This is a genomic window from Mesocryomonas lacus, from assembly GCF_055730105.2.
The window spans coordinates 314445-332213 of the sequence record NZ_JBUZWF020000004.1 but is presented as its reverse complement, the minus strand read 5'-3'; the positions used below and the strand labels follow the sequence as shown (position 1 = coordinate 332213).

The following is a 17769-nucleotide window of genomic DNA, read 5'->3' as shown; positions in this document are numbered from 1 at the left end:
AGGAACGGCTCGTAGCCGTCGATGACATTGCCGATCGACAGGCCGTCGCGGCCCTTCAGCGCCTTCTTCAGGCGGTCCTCGGCCTTCACAGCGAGCGGGTCCGCGGGCCGTCGACGCCCGGCCTGTCCTCTACTGGGATCTCGTAGAACGCCTTGATGCGCCGGAAGATGCCGGTGTCGTAGTTCGCCGGGACCGGCTGTTCGCCGGTGAGCCACTGGAACAAGTCGCGGTCGATCGCTTCCATCAGCACCTCGAAATCGTCCATCTCGGTCTCGTCGAGGCGGTCGATCTCGGCGTCCGCGAAACGGCCCAGCACCAGGTCCATCTCCCGCGTGCCACGGTGCCACGAGCGGAACAGCGCCTTGCGGCGGCGGATGTCGAGATCGATCGAGGAGCGGCTGGTGCCTGTCATGGTGTTCTCGGTGTTCACAGAATGTGCTCCGTATATAGCGCAGCAGGCGGCTTGTCAGCGCCGCCGGACCCTATAAACCTCGCTGCCATGCGCCCGTCCTTGCTCGATCCCCTCTTCGCTCCGGTTACCACCCTCGACGGCGTCGGGCCGAAAGTCGCCGGCATGCTGAAGACGCTGCTGCTCGCCTCCGGATCGGACGTGGCGCTGAGGGTACGCGACCTCCTGTTCCACCTGCCGAGCGGCCTCGTCGACCGGCGCCAGCGCGGCGAGATCGCGACTGCCCCGGAGGGCGTGATTGTCACCCTGACGGTGCGGATCGACCGGCACCTAGCGCCGCCGCGCGACGCCCGCTCGATGCCTTACCGGGTGTTTGCGACGGACGAGACCGGCGAGATCGCCCTCACCTATTTCCGCGGCCAGTCCAACTGGATGGAGAACCTCCTGCCGGTCGGCGAGACCATGCTGGTGTCGGGCAAGGTCGACTGGTTCAACGGTCGTCCGTCCATGGTGCATCCCGACTTCGTCTGCCGGATCGCCGACGCCGAGAACCTGCCGCTGGTCGAACCGGTCTATCCGCTGACCGCCGGACTGTCGGCCAAGGTGCTGCAGAAGTCGATTGCCGCGGGGCTCGAGGAACTGCCGGTGCTGGCCGAGTGGATCGAGCCGACGGTCGTGTCGAAGCATTCGTTCAAGCCTTTCGCGGATTCGCTGAAGCGGGTGCATCATCCCGCCGACGCGCTCGATCTCGATCCACTGGGTGCGGCCTGGCGACGGCTCGCCTATGACGAGTTCCTCGCCGGCCAGCTGGCGCTGGCGCTGTCGCGGCAGAAGATCAAGAAGGCGGAAGGGCGTCCCATGCGCGGCGACGGCAGCCGCAGCGACAAGGTGCTCACCGCCTTGCCGTTCACGCTGACATCCGGTCAGCGCAAAGCGATCGACGAGATCTGGTCCGACATGGGCGAGCACGACCGCATGCTGCGGCTGCTGCAAGGCGATGTCGGCTCCGGCAAGACCGTGGTGGCGCTGATGGCGATGGCGGCGGCGACCGAGGCCGGCGCGCAGTCGGCCTTCCTTGCGCCGACCGAAATCCTCGCCCGCCAGCACGCCATGGGCCTGCAGCCCTATTGTAAGGCGGCGGGGCTGAAGATGGTGCTGCTCACCGGACGCGACACCGGCCGCACCCGGACGGAGAAGCTTGCCGATATCGCCGAGGGCCGCTGCGACATCGTCGTCGGCACCCATGCGCTGTTCCAGGAGAAGGTGGTCTACCACGACCTCGGCCTCGTGGTGGTCGACGAGCAGCACCGCTTCGGCGTGCACCAGCGTCTCAGCCTCACCAGCAAGGGCGAGGCGCCCGATCTCTTGGTGATGACGGCGACCCCGATCCCGCGCACGCTGGTGCTCGCCGCCTTCGGCGACATGGACGTCTCGCGCCTGGAGGGAAAGCCGGCCGGGCGCAAGCCTATCGCCACCGTCGCCGTGCCGATGGACAGGCTGAACGAGATCGTCGAGCGCGCCGGCAAGGCGATCGCGGAGGGCGACAAGATCTACTGGGTCTGCCCGCTGGTGGAAGAGTCCGAGAAAAGCGACCTGATGGCGGCCGAGGAGCGGCATGCCCAGCTTCAGCAGGTGTTCGGCGACAAGGTCGGCCTCGTCCACGGCCGGATGAACGGCGAGGAGAAGGACGCGGCGATGGCGGCCTTCAAGGCCGGCGAGACTCGGCTGATCGTCGCCACCACCGTGATCGAGGTCGGCGTCGACGTGCCGGACGCCTCGATCATCGTCATCGAGCATGCCGAGCGCTTCGGGCTGTCGCAGCTGCACCAGCTGCGCGGCCGCGTCGGCCGGGGATCCAAGGCGTCTGCCTGCGTGCTGCTGTACCGCGCGCCGCTCGGCGAAGTGGCCAAGGCGCGGCTTGCCGTGATGCGCGAGACCGAGGACGGTTTTCGCATCGCCGAGGAAGACCTGAAGCTGCGCGGCGAAGGCGACCTCCTCGGCACCAAGCAATCAGGCCTGCCGGGCTTCCGCGTCGCCCGCATGGAGGTGCATGCCGACCTCCTGGAGACCGCCCGCGACGATGCGCGGTTGGTCCTCACGCGCGACCCCGGCCTCGAGACGCCGCGCGGCGAAGCGTTGCGCACGCTGCTCTACCTGTTCGGGCGCGATGACGCGATCAGGCTGCTGCGGGCGGGGTAGCTTCGGAGGAGATGCGACGGCGCCGCTGCCTTCTTCGCCCCTCTGGGGAGAAGTGGCCGGCAGGCCAATGAGGGGGGAGCGCCGACGACGAATGATCGACCACGCGAGTCGACATCGGCCTTTCCCGTCGGCGCTCCCCTCATCCCGCTGCCGCGACCTTCTCCCCGGGGGCAGAAGAAGGCGGCTGCGGCGTCGCGCCCTCTGGACCACGCGGGTGCTTACAACGCCGCTCCCTACGCCTTCGCCGCTGCCAGTCTCGCCGCCTCGCCTTGCGTCAACGGCCGCTCGCTGTCCGGCCCGACAATGCCCGCGGAGATGACGAGCTTCATCGCGTCTTCGACCTTCATGTCGAGGATTCTCACGTCCTCGCGCGGCACGTAAAGGAGGAAGCCGGAGGTGGGATTGGGCGTCGGCGGCAGGAAAACGGCGAGCATCTCCTTGCCGTCGGGGGCAAGGGTCGAGGCGATCTCGCCGCGCGCTTCGGTGGCGATGAGCACAATCGACCAGATGCCGCGGCGGGGATATTCGATCAGCGCCGCCGTCTTGAACGAGGAGGAATGGTTGGCGAACACCGTCTCGAAGATCTGCTTCAACGCGGTGTAGAGCGTGCGCACCAGCGGCGTGCGGCCGAGCAGGCGCTCGCCCCAGCCGACGATCGTCTTGCCGACGAAGCTGGCGGTGAGGAAGCCGACGAGGGTGATCAAGACCAGCGCGACGACGAGGCCGAAGCCCGGAACGCTGAAGACGAGGTAGTTGTCGGGGTTGTAGCGGCCGGGGATGTAGGGTTTCACCCAGCCATCGACCCAGCGAACGAAGGACCAGGTCAGCCAAGCGGTGATCGCCAGCGGGGCGCAGATGATGAACCCGGTGAGGAAGTAGTTGCGGATGCGGGTCATCATCGGTTCCATCGTTCGCGGGCGATCGCCGCGAACCGGTCGCGCCGATCGCCGGCCGTCGCCAAGCCTAGCATGGCAAAACCTCGGCTTCGACGCTGACGGCGCGACGGCCGAGAGTTTTTTGCAACGCAGCGAAGGTGCCGCGTTCTCTACTCAACTGTGACGGATTTGGCGAGGTTCCGGGGCTGATCGACGTCCGTGCCCATGTGCACTGCCGTGTGGTAGGCGAGCATCTGCAAGGGAACGGCGTAGACGATCGGCGTCAGGATTTCCGGCATGTCGGGAAGGACGATCACCTCGGCCGACGGCATGGCGCCAGCCGCAGCGCCCTTCTCGTCGGTGATGAGGATGATGCGCCCGCCGCGCGCGGCGACCTCCTGCATGTTCGAGACAGTCTTCTCGAAGGCGCGGTCATGTGGCGCGATGACGATGACCGGCATGGTCTCGTCGACCAACGCGATGGGCCCGTGCTTCAGTTCGCCCGCTGCATAACCTTCCGCGTGGATGTAGCTGATTTCCTTAAGTTTCAGCGCTCCCTCCAGCGCCAGCGGATAGCTGAAGCCGCGACCGAGATAGAGCGCGTGCTTGTGCGTCGACAGTTCGCGGGCGATCGCCTCGATCTGGCTCTCCAGCTTGAACGCCTCGTTCACAAGGCGCGGCGCCTCGGCGAGCGCCCGGGTCATCGCCAGTTCCTCGTCCGGCGAGATGACACCGCGGTCGACGCCGGCGCGGATCGACAGAGCGGCCATCGCCATCAGCTGGCAGGTGAAGGCCTTCGTCGAGGCGACGCCGATCTCGGGGCCCGCGAGCGTCGGCAGGACGATGTCGGATTCGCGGGCGATGGTGGATTCCTGAACGTTGACGACCGCTGCCGTCTTCAGCCCCATCTGCTTGGCGTAGCGCAGCGATGCCAGGGTATCCGCGGTCTCGCCGGACTGCGAGACGAAGAGCGCGAGGTCGACGTCGCCGAGCGGGCTCTCGCGGTAGCGGAACTCCGAGGCGACGTCGATGTCGCAGGCGATGCGGGCGTGCCGCTCGAAATAATAGCGGCCGGTGAGGCCGGCGAGATAGCCGGTGCCGCAGGCCGAGATCGCCATGCGTTGGACATTTGCGAAATCGAGCGCCTGGCTGCCCGGGATGCGGGTGCGGCCGGTGGTCATGTCGACGAAGGCGCCGAGCGTGTGGCCGATGACCTCCGGCTGCTCGTAGATCTCCTTCTGCATGAAGTGGCGGTGATTGCCCTTGTCGACGTAGAAGGCCTTGCCGACCGAGCGGCGGATCGGGCGCGTTACGGCCGTGCCATCGACGTCGAAGATCTCGGCGCCGCCATGGTCGAGCACGACGAAGTCGCCATCCTCGAGATAGCGCACGCTGTCCGTGAAGGGCGACAGCGCGATCGCGTCCGAGCCAAGGAACATCTCGCCCTCGCCGACGCCGACGGCGAGCGGCGAGCCGCGGCGGGCGCCGATGAGGAGGCTCTCCTCGCCGGTGAAGATGAAGGCCAGCGCGAAGGCGCCTTCCAGCTGCAGCAGCGAGGCTTTCACGGCCTCGCGCGGGGCGGCCCCACGATCCATGGCGCGGGTGACGAGAATGGCGACCGTCTCGGTGTCGGTCTCGCTCTCGAAGACGTAGCCGTCGGCTTCCAGATCGGCGCGCAGCTCGCGGAAATTCTCGATGATGCCGTTGTGGACGACGGCGAGTGTCTTCGTCGCATGCGGGTGGGCGTTGCGCACGGTCGGAGCGCCGTGCGTCGCCCAGCGGGTGTGGCCGATGCCGATCGTGCCAGCGAGCGGGTTCTGCCTGAGGTGCGCTTCGAGGTTGGCGAGCTTGCCCTCGGCGCGCCGCCGGTCGAGCCCGTCGGCGGAAAGCGTCGCGATGCCCGCGGAATCATAGCCGCGGTATTCCAGCCGCTTCAGCGAGTCGACGAGGCGCCCGGCCACGGGCTGACGGCTGACGATACCGATGATGCCACACATGCAGCGCATCTCCTGAAGAGCAAAATGGTTGCGGCCGAAAGCCGCTGGCACCGGAGGTAGCGGTTCCGCCCCGCCGCCGTCGACACAAGTTTGATTGCCGCCGGCAACAGGCTCAGTGCGGCGTCTTCGCCTTGGCGAGCTTTGCGGCCTTCGCCGCGGCATTGCGGGCGGCGATCTGCCGGCCGCGGTCGGGCATCGTGACCTGGCGCCCGCGGGCGATGGCGAGCGCACCGTCCGGGACGTCCTCGGTGACGACGCTGCCGCTGCCGATATAGGCACCCTCGCCGATCCGCACCGGAGCCACCAGCGCCGAGTTCGAGCCGACAAAGGCACCCTCGCCTATCTCGGTATGATGCTTCAGCGCGCCGTCGTAATTGCAGGTGATCGTCCCGGCGCCGATATTGGCATTCGCGCCGATCTCGGCATCGCCGATGTAGCTGAGATGGTTGAGTTTCGCGCCTTGGCCAAGCTTGGCGTTCTTGGTCTCGCAGAAATTGCCGACCTTGGCGCCTTGGCCAAGTTCCGTCCCCGGCCGCAGCCGGGCGAACGGGCCGATCGCGACATTCTCGGCGATCTCGGCGCCCTCGATATGCGAGAAGGCGTGGATGACGCTACCGGCGCCGACGGAAACGCAGGGGCCGAAGACGACGTTCGGCTCGATCAGGACGTCGGCGGCAAGCTGGGTGTCGAAAGCGAGGAAGACGGTTTCCGGCGCGATCAGGCTGACGCCGGAGAGCATGACCTCGCGGCGGCGGCGCTGCTGCCACAGTGTCTCGACCGCGGCGAGCTCGACACGGGTGTTGACGCCCAGCACCTCTGACGCCTCCGCCTCGATCGCCCGCACGCTCCGCCCTTCCGCGCGGGCGATCTCGACGACGTCAGTGAGGTAGTATTCGCCCTTGGCATTGGCGTTGCCGATCTGGCCGAGCAGCGCCAAGGCGTGCTCGCCCGCGATCGCCATCACGCCGCCATTGCAGAAGTCGATCCGCCGCTCGGCCTCGCTCGCATCGCGTTCCTCGCGGATCGCCAGGAGCTCGCCGCCAGCCTCGATCAGGCGGCCGTAGCCGGTCGGGTTTGGCGTCCGGAAGCCGACGACGCAGACGCTGGCGCCGGCGGCCAGCGCCTCGCGGGCCAGCGACAGCGTCTCCGGCCGCACCAGCGGCGTGTCGCCGAAGAGGATGAGGATGTCGTCATACCCCTCCTCGATGGCGGCGCGGGCGGCGAGCACCGCATGGCCGGTGCCGAGGCGCTCGGTCTGGAGGTGGGAACTGACATGGCCGGTCGTGCCGGCCAGCGCTGCGGCGACGGTCGCCTGCACCGCCTCGGCGCCGCGTCCGACCACCAGCGCCGTGCGGTCGGAGCCGGCGGTCGCGGCGGTCAGCGCGGCATGGCAGACCATCGGCAGACCGGCGACGGGGTGCAGGACCTTCGACATCGCCGATTTCATCCGCGTGCCCTCGCCTGCGGCGAGGATAATCGAGAGGCAGGAACGGGACATGGCGGGCTTCCGGTGTTGAGGCCTGGATCACCTGCCTTAGCAGGCGTTCCTGAGCAAGCGGTGAATGCCGCGCCTCGGCTGCCGCGCCGGGCGGGCGAACGTCACGTCGCCAGGCGTTCGACGTCCATCAGGGCTGGAAACGTGTCGAGCAGCCAGAACGAGACCGCCTGCATGCCGCCGGTCAGGAAGAGGATGCCGGTGATCACCAGGAGCCCGCCCATCACCTTCTCGACCTTGCCGAAATGCTGCCGGAAGCGCCCCATCCACCGCAAGAAGACGCCTGAGAAGGCGGCGGCCAGAAGGAAGGGAATGCCAAGGCCGGCGGAATAGAAGGCGAGCATGGTCGCGCCCTCGGCCACCGTGCTGCGCGCACCGGCAAGCCCGAGGATGGCGCCGAGCACCGGTCCGATGCAGGGCGTCCAGCCGAAGGCGAAGGCAAGCCCCATCAGATAGGCGCCGAGAACGCTGCGCGGCTTGTCCGGCGAGCGGAAGCGCTTCTCGCCCGACAGAAAGGCGATGCGGAACACGCCGAGGAAGTTGAGGCCCATGACGATGATGGCGATGCCCGCGACGATGCCGAGCCAGTCGAGGTTCTGCCGGAGCAGACGCCCGACCGAACTCGCGCCGGCGCCCAGCAGGATGAAGACGGTGGAGAAGCCGAGCACGAACACCAGGGCCGTCGCCAGCACCCGGACATAGCCGCGGCCGGTCGCCTTCATCTGCGGCCCGGCCTTCAGGTCCTCGATGGAGACGCCGGCCATGTAGCAGAGATAGGGCGGCACCAGCGGCAGCACGCAAGGTGACAGAAAGGATAGGGCGCCGGCGAGGACAGCGGTCGGATAGGACAGATCGTCGATCACGCAGGTTCCTTTCGGGCGAAGACGTCAGCCCCCTCGCCCGTCTCCTAGCTGGCGAAAGCGCGAGCGGCAAACCGAACTGGGACATCCCTGCGTGATCTCGTCAAAAGGCTGGGGGTCGACGCCTTTAGCGGTTGACCGCTCGATCTCTGCTTTCTATGTTCCGCGCGATTCAGCGATCGGCCTCGGCCATCGACGGACGAGCGCGTAGCTCAGTTGGTAGAGCAACGGACTTTTAATCTGTAGGTCCCGGGTTCGAGCCCCGGCGCGCTCACCAATCAGCTCTGATTTCCCGAAACCAGTTTCATATCTGCGTCTCATGGGCTCGGTGCCCCGGCATGTGGTCGATGATGAGGGTTACCGTGTTAAGCGATCGAGCCCTGCTGGGTCGTCTGGACTGTCTGCGTAGCTTACAGCCCACAATGTTCCACTTCTCCACCAAAGCCTTTGCAGCGCTTCGTAACTTGCGTCTGCGTACGCTTTAGCGCGGTCAGCCAAACGCCGGAACGGTTGCACAGGCCGCAGGTTCAACTCCGCGACCGCCAGAACGCGGCAATTATCGGAGAAGACTATGGCCCAGGAAAAGACGCTCGAAGACGCTTTCTACGAGACGCTGAAGGATGTGTACTTCGCCGAGAAGCAGTCGGTGAAAGCGCTGAAGAAGTCGGCGAAGGCGGCACAGTCGCCCGAGTTGAAGCAGGCTTTTCTCGACCATGCCGACGAGTCGGCAGCCCAGGTCGAGCGGCTGACGCAGGCTTTCGAGATCATCGGCAAGCCGGCGCGCGCCAAGACCTGCGAGGCGATGGTCGGCATCACCAGCGAGATGGAATCGGACCTCGAGGATTTTGGTGGGACCGAGGCGTCGGATGACGTGCTGATCGGGTGCGCGCAGGCCATCGAGCACTACGAGATCGCCCGCTACGGCCTGTTGAAGGCCTGGGCCACCAAGCTCGGCTATGACGAGGCAGCCGCGCTCTTCGACGAAACCCTGCAGGAGGAAAAGAAGGCGGACGAGTTGCTGACGAAGATCGCCAGCGGTTCGGCCCCGGCGAAGCCGAAGGCGTCCAAGAAGGCAGCCTGAGCGCTACGCTTCTTCATGAGATTGCAAAGGGGGTCGCGGTTCGCCGCGGCCCTTTTTATGGCGTCGCGCGATCGATTCGGTCCGAGGGCGAGGCGAGTGCCCTCACCCCGTTTTACTGGACCGACCGTCGAGTTCACCGGGCTGCGCGGACCAGGGCCCGGTGCCGCCATCGGCGGCGGACGCGGACGGTCCAGTAGAAGCGGGCAAGGAAGAAGCCCGCGATGCTGGAGACCGCGGCAAAGACCGACAGCCCGATCGCCAGTGGCAACAGGAAGCCACCAAAGCTCCAGCTTGTCTCGTCCAAGGCCACATCATCCGCCATGGCCATCACCTGATCCTCGGTCAGTTCGCCGCCGGCGCCCGAACCGAGGAGAAAGTTGCCGACGCGGTAGGCGGCGTAATAAATCGCCGGAAAGGTCAGCGGGTTCGTGACGAAGGTAAAGCTCGCCGCGACGATGATGTTGGCCCGAACGCTCAGCGCCAGGACCGCCGCGACGATGATCTGACCCACCGGGATCATGAAGCCGGCGACAAGCCCGAGCGCCACGCCGCGGGAGACGGACCGCCGGTTGAAGTGCCACAAGGAGGGGTGCGCCAGCCGATGGGCGAACGGGCTGATCCAGCGGCTTGCGAGGATCGTCTCGCGGGAGACGACGAAGCGCTGCAGCCATTTCATGCGCAACGCTGCCGGGCTTTGCGGGATTGAGCCCGGATCATGCTGCTGTTCCTTCCACCCGTCCGAAGAGGCGGGCGCGCTCTCGGTAGACGGCCGGCAGCGAGAGAAGGGCGATGCAGCCCAAGGCGATCGTCGTTTTCAGCAACTGGCTGAACCGCGGGGTCTCGAAGTCCACGAAGCGGACGAGATAGACGATGACGACGTGCCAGACGTAGACCTGGAGCGAGTGCCGGCCGAGGAGACGCAGGAACGGCAGCCGGAACAGCCAGGACAGGAAGCCCGCGAACCGGCGAACGCGCGTGGAAGCATGTTCCGGGCCCGCCACCAGCAGCCAAGCCAGGCCCGACGCGACCGCCGTGAAATTCAGGAGATAGACGAGGCCGAACTCGGAGCGGTTCTCGTAGCTCTGAAAGGTGCCGAGAATGTCGATCGGCATATAGTCGTGGGCCGTCGCGAAGCGGAACGGCAGGAAAAACAGGCAGACCGACAAAGCGGTCATCGGCAGCAGGGTGTCGCCAGGCCTGAAAACCTTTTGCCAGTCGACGCGGTTCATGGCGGTCAGCACGCCGAAGACGAGGCCGAAGACGAACACGATCTGCCAGGCCATCAGGTTGAAGTTGACCCGCAGGCCGTGTCCGGTGTCGCCGGCCAGCCATGTGTTGAGCGGGGCCGTCAGCGGCCGCTGGACCCCGAACTGCGCCGCCAGCCACAGCAGGAAGGAGCCGATCAGGACCTGGTGCCACTGCCCCCTCAGGCACGCGAGGATCAGGAAGGGCGAGATCAGCATGTAGACGATGTATTGCGGCAGGATGTCCATGTAGGTCGGCTGGAACAGCAGCAAGGCGGCGCTCACCGCGCGGAAAGGGTTGCGCCAGTCGAGGTCGGCCATCCAGTCAACCCAGCCGAGCTTGGCCGCCGGGATCAGCAGCGCCATCGTCATCGCAAAGGCCAGGAGGAAGAGGGTCTGGCGGTAGAGGTCCCCTGCCCTCGACCAGACGCCGCGCGCTGCCGTCAGGAAGCCCTTGCGCTCCATCCGGCCGGCATAGACCATGCCGACGAGGAGGCCCGAGAGGAAGACGAAGCCCTGCGCGTCCTCGACAAAGGCCAGCTGGCGATGGTTAATCTCTACCAGCCAGTAGCCCCCGTCGAAGGCCAAGTGGTTGATGAGCATGAAGACGAGGAAATAGCCCCGCAGCCCATCGATGAGATCCAGTCGCTTCATCATGCCATCCTGCTTCGCGCGGACCGGCGCAGGGGTGACCGGCCGTAAGGCAGGCCGGTCGAGTACCCCACCCCCCGCGTGGCGGCAACCCGGCCTGCCCACTCGAGCGGTGACAAAGGCTTGCCTTGCGGTTTTGCAGGCCTCCAGATTCAGGAGGTGCCTGAGCAAAGAAAAACGTAGGTCCCGCGCCTGGCCGAACCCTTCGCTTTATTGATCATCATTACTTGCTGCCATAGCATTCGCTTCCAACCACATCTCCGGTGGCCACTCTCAGTTTTGTTAAGCTTTAAAAAGTTTGCCTCATTATAAAATCTGATGAATCCGCACTGGACAAATCGTAATTTATAGATGTGATGGCAAATATAGTCTTCAAACGGTCCTTCGTGTCGTCGGTGATGACGGTGAGGCGGTAAAGGTGGCTTCTTGCGTCATGTCGATTGGATACGGACAAAGCTGGGACGGTCGAGGTGTCCTTGCGTCAGACCCGCCGGTTGCCGACGTCCCGTCATGGGGCGGGAGCGATAAAGCTATGTTCAGGCTTGCTTCGGTGGAACTCAGCAACAAACGCGTTCTCATCGTCGAAGGTAACGCCGACACGGCCAGCCGCATGGCTAGAGATGTCACAATTTCAGGCGGGGACGTGATCGCCACAGTAAAGGATATTGCGGCCATGCTCGCGGCCTTTGAATACCCGCGACACATCGACTGCGTGATGCTGGACGCTCATACCTTGGCACAGGCGCCCATTTTTGTACCGGAATGGCTCCAGGACCGGTGCGTACGTCTGGTCGTCGTCACCACCTGGGACGACTGGTTCCTCAACGACGAGGAAAGCTAAGGGAAGGCCGGCGGGGTTTGGATGCCGCCAGTGCTTCCCTCAGGATCGCGGGAATACATCGCTGCCGCCCGCCTTCCCGTCGCAGTCTTACATCGGCGGAACGACACCGTTCTTGCCGACGACAACGAACGCAGCCTGAAGCGAATCGTCGGCCTGCTTCTGGGTCGGAATGAAGACGGTAGCGCCCGCGACGAGATCTGCCTTTTCGGCCGGTGCGAACGTCACCACCGGTGTGTTCTCCGGGACCGACACGGCCTTCTCATTGCCGCCGCTATAGGTCAGCGTCAGGTTGCGACCGTCGACCGCGCTCACGGCATTGGTGACCGTTGCATTGGTCATCGTGCTGTTAGGCTGGAGGTCCCAAGGATAGTGCCCCTCGCCCGTCCCGGCCATCCCGGCGGGAAATACCAGGACCTCCAGCGCGCCGGACGAGCCGTCAGCCTTGGGTGCCGCTGCGACGCCGACGAAGTCGCCGGCCTTGATCTCGGCGAGCGAAGCCTTCGTCACGGTCCCGACCTTCCAGCCGTCCTTCAGAATGACCTTGACGTCCGAACCGTCGCGCGACTTCACGTTGAGGACCGGTCCGTCGAGAGAAACGATCGTGCCGCGGACGCGAACGGCGTTCGCCGGCGGCGCCTGGGCGAAGGCCGGGGCGACGGTCGCGACGACGAGGGTTGCGACGGCCGAAGCCGCCAGCAGGCGGCGTAGCGGCCGCATCTGTGTAGTGAACATGGTCTTCCACTCGCTTTGTTGGGAGGACTTCGACTGAGCACGATCGCCTCGGCGATGCGACGCACAAGCCGGTGATGACACCGGTTTGTGCTGGCTGGCTTAGCGGTTACAGCGGCTGTAGCGCGGATCGTCGTTCGGGCCGTTGCGGCAATCGTCCCGGCGGTCGTAGCGGTCGCTTCGGCCATCGCGGCGGTCGCTTCGGTCGTCACGCCCGTCATAGCGTCCGCGCGGACCGCGATCGTCGCGGTAGTCGGGCTGGCGGTTGTCGACGATGATGGGGCCGCGGCCGACCGGGCCCTCGTTGATGGCGCGGTCGTAGGCGCCGCCACGGTTGTTGGTTTCGCAGCCGGAGAGCGCCAGCGAGCAGAGCCCGAGGCTGAGAAGGAGGATCGTCGACTTCATGGGAAAGCACCTGCACCGGGAATTCGGTCTTGAACCTAGCTAGTGCATGCTGAGCATTTTCCTATGCGCGGCGTTGAACTCCTCTTGAGACGGGACCGCGCACCGACCATCGGTCGGCTGGCGGTTGTTCGGCCGCGGCGTCACGTCAAGTTGATGGGCCGGGGATGGCCAGCCAAGCACTTTCGTCGGACGCTGTCCCATCGACCGGAAGGAGGCCATATGCGACGGACCCTTTATGCCCTCGCCCTAGCCGCGCTGCTTCTGCCGGCCCAATCGCTGGCCGCGCGGGCGGACGATGCCGGCGACATCAAGTCCGTCATTTCAGGTCAATTGCAGGCTTTCAAAGCCGGCGATGGCGGCGCGGCTTACTCCTACGCGGCGCCCAACATCAAGCAGATGTTTCCGAGCGAGTCGGCCTTCATGGCGATGGTCGAGGGCGGCTACGCCCCGGTGTTCCGCTCCAGCAACGCCGTCTTCGGCACGATGACCGCCGAGGGCAAGGGTTTTCGGCAGGAGGTCTATCTCACCGACAGTTCCGGCCAAAGCTACGTCGCAAGCTATACGCTCGAGCGCCAGCCGGATGGATCGCTGAAGATCACCGGCTGTGCCATCCGCAAGGGTAACGACGTATCGGCCTGACGGAAAGGCTAGAGCTTCTCGAGATCCCCGCGGATCCAGCCCTCTCTGACCGCAGCGACATGATCCGAGAAGCCTCCGGCTGAGATCGCCGTGCGAAGGCCGTCCATCAAGCTCTGGTAATAGGCGAGGTTGTTCCAGGTGAGCAGCATCGCCCCCAGCGCCTCGTCGGATTTGACGAGGTGGTGGAGGTAAGCGCGGCTGTAGTCGCGGCTCGCGGGGCAGTTCGACGCAGCGTCGAGCGGCCGGTGATCGTCGGCATGGCGGGCGTTCTTCAGGTTCACCTTGCCGAAGCGGGTAAAGGCGAGGCCGTGGCGCCCGGCCCGGGTCGGCATCACGCAGTCGAACATGTCGATGCCGCGGGCGACGGACTGGACGATGTCGTCGGGTGTCCCGACGCCCATGAGGTAGCGCGGCTTCTCGTGCGGCAGGGCCGGCAGCGTCTCGTCGAGCGTCTTCAGCATCACATGCTGCGGCTCTCCGACCGCCAGGCCGCCCATCGCATAGCCCTTGAGGTCCATGGCGGCGAGGCGCTGGGCGGAGCGCAGGCGCAGGTCCGGGATGTCTCCGCCCTGGACGATGCCGAACATCGCCTTGCCCGGCTGCGTGCCGAATGCCTTGGCGGACCGCTCGGCCCAGCGCAGCGACATCTCCATCGCCCGCTCGATCTCGGCGCGCTCGGCGGGCAGCCGAACGCATTCGTCGAGCTGCATCTGGATGTCGGAATCGAGGAGGTTCTGGATCTCGATCGAACGCTCCGGCGTCAGCGCATGCGCCGAGCCGTCGATGTGCGAGCGGAAGGTGACGCCGGTCTCGTCGAGCTTTCGGAGGTTCGCGAGCGACATCACCTGGAAGCCGCCGGAGTCTGTGAGGATCGGGTGCGGCCAGCGGGCGAATTCGTGCAGGCCGCCTTGCCGCGCCACGCGCTCGGCGCCGGGCCGCAGCATCAGGTGGTAGACATTGCCGAGAATGATGTCTGAGCCGAGGTCGCGCACCTGGTCGAGATACATCGCCTTGACCGTGCCGCCGGTGCCGACCGGCATGAAGGCCGGAGTGCGGACGGTGCCACGGGGCATGGTGATCTCGCCGCGGCGGGCGAGACCGTCGGTGGCCAGCAGGCGGAACTGGAAGCTATCGCTCACCGGTCGGTCCTTCGTTCGAGCAGGCAGGCATCGCCATAGGAATAGAAGCGATAGCCGCTGGAAATCGCATGCGCATAGGCCGCCCGCATGGTGTCGAGGCCGGAGAAGGCCGAGACCAGCATGAACAGCGTCGAGCGCGGCAGATGGAAATTGGTGAGCAGCACGTCGACCGCGCGGAACCGGTAGCCGGGCGTGATAAAGATCGAGGTCGGGCCGTCGAAGGGCCTGATCTCGCCGTCCTCCGTCGCCGCGCTTTCGAGGAGGCGCAGCGACGTCGTGCCCACTGCGACGATGCGTGCGCCGCTTGCCCGCGCGGCGTTGAGGCGGGCGGCGGTCTCGGCGTCGATGCGGCCGATCTCGGCATGCATGCGGTGCGCCTCGGTGTCGTCGGCCTTCACCGGCAGGAACGTCCCCGCCCCGACATGCAGCGTCAGGTATTCGCGGCTGACGCCAGCCTCATCCAGCGCGGCAACAAGATCCGGCGTGAAATGGAGGCCAGCCGTCGGCGCGGCGACCGCGCCGTTCTCGCGGGCGTAGATCGTCTGATAGTCGGCGGTGTCCTGCGCATCGACGGGGCGCTTGGAGGCGATGTAGGGTGGCAGCGGCAGGATGCCGGTCTCGGCCAGGGCCGCATCGAGCGCCGGGCCGCCTCGGTCGAAGACGAGAAGAGCCTCGCCGCCCTCGCCTTTCTCCGCAAGGAGAGCGGAAAGGCCGCCGGGTGCGGGGTCGAACACCAGGGTCTCATCGGCATTTATGCGCTTGCCCGGCTTCAGAAAGGCCTGCCAACGGTCCGGCGCCACGCGCATATGCAGCGTCGCCTCGACCTTGGCGGCGGTGTCGCCGCGGTGGCGCAGGCCCGTCAGTCGGGCGGGGATGACGCGGGTATCGTTGAAGACGAGGACGTCGCCACGCCGCAAAAGCTGCGGCAGGTCGGCGATGGTCCGGTCCGCCAGCATCCCGGCAGGCTCTACCGAGAGAAGCCGTGCGGCGGCGCGGGGCACGGCGGGACGGAGCGCGATGCTCGTCTCCGGCAGATCGAAATCGAACGCGTCGACGCGCATGGCGCCCTCTTCTGAAAAGGAAAAAACCGCCCGGCCTTGTCGGCCGAGCGGATGGAGATACCCGTCACGCCGTACGGCGTGCAAGTTGCCCAGACCTTAGAGGTCGGCGGCGACGCGCATGGTGGTGATCGAGTCGGGGTCGCGCACGGGCTCGCCCTTCTTGATCTGATCGATGACATCCATGCCTTCGATCACCTCGCCCCAGACCGAATACTGCTTGTCGAGCCAAGGGGCGCGTTCGAAGCAGACGAAGAACTGCGAGTTGGCGGAGTTCGGGTTGCCGGTACGGGCCGCCGAGACGGTGCCGCGCTTGTGCGGCTCGGCCGAGAACTCGGCCTTGAGGTCGGGCTTGTCGGAGCCGCCGGCGCCGGTGCCGGTCGGATCACCGGTCTGCGCCATGAAGCCGTCGATGACGCGGTGGAACACCACGCCGTCGTAGAACTTCTCGCGCGCCAGCTCCTTGTACCGGGCGACGTGGCCCGGTGCGAGGTCGGGACGAAGCTTGATGACGACCTTGCCCTTGGTGGTCTCGAGGACGAGCGTGTCTTCCGGATTTTCGTAGGCCACGTTTGTCTCCTTCTGTGCGGCGGCGTTTTGCCGCCCGGGATAAAAGGCATGCCGGACCCGCCTCTCGGCGCCGCCCGGCATTACGATGGTCAGCAAATGGACGATCGGCCGCCCGGAAACAAGCCCGGCGGCACGATCCGTGCCTTACTTGTCGCTGACGGTAACCTTCAGCATCTTGTCGGGATTGCTGACCGAACCATTGTCGGCCGCATCGCCCTTCTTGATCTTGTCGACGACGTCCATGCCCTTGGTGACGTTGCCGACCACGGTGTACTGCCCGTTCAGGAAGTCGCCGTCGTCGAGCATGATGAAGAACTGCGAGTTCGCCGAGTCCGGGCTGGACGAGCGGGCCATGCCGACTGCGCCGCGCTTGAACTCTTCCTTGCTGAACTCGGCCTTCAGGTCCGGCAGGTCCGAGCCGCCGGCGCCGGTGCCGGTCGGATCGCCGGTCTGGGCCATGAAGCCGTCGATGACGCGGTGGAAGACGATGCCGTCGTAGAAGCCCTTCTTGGCGAGCGCCTCGATCTGCTTCACGTGGTTCGGCGCGATGTCCGGACGCAGTGCGATGTCGATCTCGCCATCCTTGGTGGTGATGACCAAGGTGTCCTTGGCGCTGGCGGCGGAAACCGCGCCGGCAAGGCTCGAGAGGGTGATCGCGGCGGCGAGGCCGAACTGGGCGAGGCGCTTCATGGTGTCTTCCCGGGATGATTGATCTGGTGCGTGGAAACTAGCGTCGTCAGGCGAACTTCAACCTCAGCGCGGCGGCGACCGCCGGCGGGACGAAAGGCGACACGTCGCCCGACATGGCGGCGATCTGGCGGACCAATGTGGCGGTTATGGGCCTGAATGCCGGGCGCGCCGGCAGGAACAGCGTCACCAGCGCCGGCGCAAGCGTGTCGTTCATGCCGGCCATCTGCATCTCGTAGTCGAGATCCGACCCATCGCGCACGCCGCGCACCAGCGCAGTCGCCGCCTCGCGGCTGGCAAGGTCGACCACCAGGCCATCGAAGGAGACGATGTCCACCGTGCAGGCTGACTTCGGATCGGCATCGAGCACTGACCGGATCAGGTCTGCCCGTTCCTCGAAGCTGAAGAGAGGCTGCTTGCCGGGGTGGACGCCGATCGCCACCACAAGACGGTCGAACAACCGTATCGACTGCCGGATGAGGTCGAGATGCCCCAAGGTCAGCGGGTCGAAAGAACCTGGGTAAAGCGCGGTACGGGACGGCATCGGGACGGCCACATCCTTCATTTTTGTAATTTCTTCAGCATGTTGCGAAACCAAGGCTCAATGCCTTTTCCGCTACAAGGAAAGCGCGGAAGGTCAGCGCCCAACACTCGGTTCTGCACTAAATTCTAGGTCGTGGAACGATCAGCGTAAGACTTCGTTAATTCCAGGACAATCGGAGAAGTAACATGCTGGTTTTTGCGCTTGCCCTCGCCATGGCCGCCGGCCTCTGCACCGCCACCGCCGTCGCTCTGCACAACGAAGCAGAGAATTCGCGGGTTAAGGTGGTCGCGCGGCGCCATCGTCCGATGAACTGACCGCAGCCCTGGGCACGGTCGCTCAGTATCCG

At 65.9% G+C, this 17769-nt stretch carries 19 protein-coding genes and 1 tRNA gene; 6 read left to right on the top strand and 14 right to left on the bottom strand.

Features of this window, described 5'->3' with window-relative positions:
- Positions 1-85: 85 nt before the first annotated feature.
- The gene (locus ACZLZQ_RS15750; protein WP_472937774.1) at positions 86-412 is read right to left on the bottom strand and encodes an FAD assembly factor SdhE; all 327 of its coding nucleotides are present in this window, start codon (positions 410-412) and stop codon (positions 86-88) included.
- Positions 413-499: 87 nt separating this feature from the next.
- Between ACZLZQ_RS15750 and recG the strand changes: the two genes are divergently transcribed.
- Positions 500-2608, top strand: coding sequence for an ATP-dependent DNA helicase RecG (gene recG, locus ACZLZQ_RS15745; RefSeq protein ID WP_472950180.1), 2109 nt, complete (start codon positions 500-502; stop codon positions 2606-2608).
- A gap of 233 nt (positions 2609-2841) precedes the next feature.
- Here the strand turns inward: recG and ACZLZQ_RS15740 are convergent, their stop codons facing one another.
- The 4 genes from ACZLZQ_RS15740 to ACZLZQ_RS15725 all read right to left on the bottom strand — a co-directional run bounded on the left by ACZLZQ_RS15740 (position 2842) and on the right by ACZLZQ_RS15725 (position 7835).
- Positions 2842-3504 (bottom strand): DUF502 domain-containing protein, encoded by a 663-nt coding sequence (locus ACZLZQ_RS15740; protein WP_472950179.1) that lies wholly within the window; start codon positions 3502-3504, stop codon positions 2842-2844.
- A 149-nt stretch (positions 3505-3653) separates the two neighbouring features.
- Entirely contained in the window at positions 3654-5480 is a 1827-nt protein-coding gene (gene glmS / locus ACZLZQ_RS15735; protein ID WP_472950178.1) for a glutamine--fructose-6-phosphate transaminase (isomerizing), read from the bottom strand.
- Positions 5481-5592: 112 nt separating this feature from the next.
- The gene (gene glmU / locus ACZLZQ_RS15730; protein WP_472950177.1) at positions 5593-6978 is read right to left on the bottom strand and encodes a bifunctional UDP-N-acetylglucosamine diphosphorylase/glucosamine-1-phosphate N-acetyltransferase GlmU; all 1386 of its coding nucleotides are present in this window, start codon (positions 6976-6978) and stop codon (positions 5593-5595) included.
- Positions 6979-7079: 101 nt separating this feature from the next.
- Complete coding sequence (locus ACZLZQ_RS15725; RefSeq protein WP_472938146.1) at positions 7080-7835, bottom strand: cytochrome c biogenesis CcdA family protein; 756 nt, start codon at positions 7833-7835, stop codon at positions 7080-7082.
- A gap of 201 nt (positions 7836-8036) precedes the next feature.
- On the opposite strand from ACZLZQ_RS15725, the gene ACZLZQ_RS15720 reads away from it, so the two are divergent.
- Positions 8037-8112, top strand: a tRNA-Lys gene (locus ACZLZQ_RS15720).
- A gap of 294 nt (positions 8113-8406) precedes the next feature.
- Positions 8407-8916 (top strand): YciE/YciF ferroxidase family protein, encoded by a 510-nt coding sequence (locus ACZLZQ_RS15715; RefSeq protein ID WP_472950176.1) that lies wholly within the window; start codon positions 8407-8409, stop codon positions 8914-8916.
- 133 nt (positions 8917-9049) lie between these two features.
- Here the strand turns inward: ACZLZQ_RS15715 and ACZLZQ_RS15710 are convergent, their stop codons facing one another.
- Both ACZLZQ_RS15710 and ACZLZQ_RS15705 read right to left on the bottom strand, forming a co-directional pair.
- Complete coding sequence (locus ACZLZQ_RS15710; RefSeq protein WP_472950175.1) at positions 9050-9592, bottom strand: DUF2062 domain-containing protein; 543 nt, start codon at positions 9590-9592, stop codon at positions 9050-9052.
- Positions 9593-9629: 37 nt separating this feature from the next.
- Complete coding sequence (locus tag ACZLZQ_RS15705; protein ID WP_472950174.1) at positions 9630-10814, bottom strand: OpgC family protein; 1185 nt, start codon at positions 10812-10814, stop codon at positions 9630-9632.
- 529 nt (positions 10815-11343) lie between these two features.
- Here ACZLZQ_RS15705 and ACZLZQ_RS15700 point away from each other — a divergent pair.
- Positions 11344-11652, top strand: a complete 309-nt coding sequence (locus ACZLZQ_RS15700; protein ID WP_472950173.1) for a hypothetical protein — start codon at positions 11344-11346, stop codon at positions 11650-11652.
- Between the two features lie 87 nt (positions 11653-11739).
- Here the strand turns inward: ACZLZQ_RS15700 and ACZLZQ_RS15695 are convergent, their stop codons facing one another.
- Positions 11740-12384, bottom strand: a complete 645-nt coding sequence (locus ACZLZQ_RS15695) for a hypothetical protein (protein ID WP_472950172.1) — start codon at positions 12382-12384, stop codon at positions 11740-11742.
- A gap of 99 nt (positions 12385-12483) precedes the next feature.
- A complete protein-coding gene (locus ACZLZQ_RS15690; RefSeq protein ID WP_472950171.1) occupies positions 12484-12786 on the bottom strand; it encodes a hypothetical protein in 303 nt (100 codons plus the stop codon).
- Positions 12787-13005: 219 nt separating this feature from the next.
- On the opposite strand from ACZLZQ_RS15690, the gene ACZLZQ_RS15685 reads away from it, so the two are divergent.
- On the top strand, positions 13006-13425 hold the full coding sequence (locus ACZLZQ_RS15685; RefSeq protein ID WP_472933446.1) for a DUF4864 domain-containing protein: 420 nt from the start codon (positions 13006-13008) through the stop codon (positions 13423-13425).
- A gap of 8 nt (positions 13426-13433) precedes the next feature.
- Here ACZLZQ_RS15685 and tgt read toward each other — a convergent pair whose 3' ends face one another.
- From tgt to coaD, 5 genes are all read right to left on the bottom strand, one after another.
- Positions 13434-14564, bottom strand: a complete 1131-nt coding sequence (tgt, locus tag ACZLZQ_RS15680) for a tRNA guanosine(34) transglycosylase Tgt (RefSeq protein ID WP_472950170.1) — start codon at positions 14562-14564, stop codon at positions 13434-13436.
- Positions 14561-15625: a tRNA preQ1(34) S-adenosylmethionine ribosyltransferase-isomerase QueA gene (gene queA / locus ACZLZQ_RS15675; protein WP_472950169.1), complete on the bottom strand. Its 1065-nt coding sequence runs from the start codon at positions 15623-15625 to the stop codon at positions 14561-14563. The genes tgt and queA overlap by 4 nt, the downstream gene beginning before the upstream one ends.
- Positions 15626-15721: 96 nt before the next feature.
- Positions 15722-16192 carry a peptidylprolyl isomerase gene (locus ACZLZQ_RS15670; RefSeq protein ID WP_472933449.1) on the bottom strand — a complete coding sequence of 157 codons (471 nt, stop codon included), beginning with the start codon at positions 16190-16192 and terminating at the stop codon, positions 15722-15724.
- Positions 16193-16336: 144 nt separating this feature from the next.
- A complete protein-coding gene (locus tag ACZLZQ_RS15665; RefSeq protein ID WP_472950168.1) occupies positions 16337-16882 on the bottom strand; it encodes a peptidylprolyl isomerase in 546 nt (181 codons plus the stop codon).
- A 46-nt stretch (positions 16883-16928) separates the two neighbouring features.
- Positions 16929-17423 (bottom strand): pantetheine-phosphate adenylyltransferase, encoded by a 495-nt coding sequence (coaD, locus tag ACZLZQ_RS15660; protein WP_472933451.1) that lies wholly within the window; start codon positions 17421-17423, stop codon positions 16929-16931.
- A 185-nt stretch (positions 17424-17608) separates the two neighbouring features.
- Between coaD and ACZLZQ_RS15655 the strand changes: the two genes are divergently transcribed.
- Positions 17609-17737 (top strand): hypothetical protein, encoded by a 129-nt coding sequence (locus ACZLZQ_RS15655; protein WP_472933452.1) that lies wholly within the window; start codon positions 17609-17611, stop codon positions 17735-17737.
- The last annotated feature ends 32 nt before the right edge of the window (positions 17738-17769 follow it).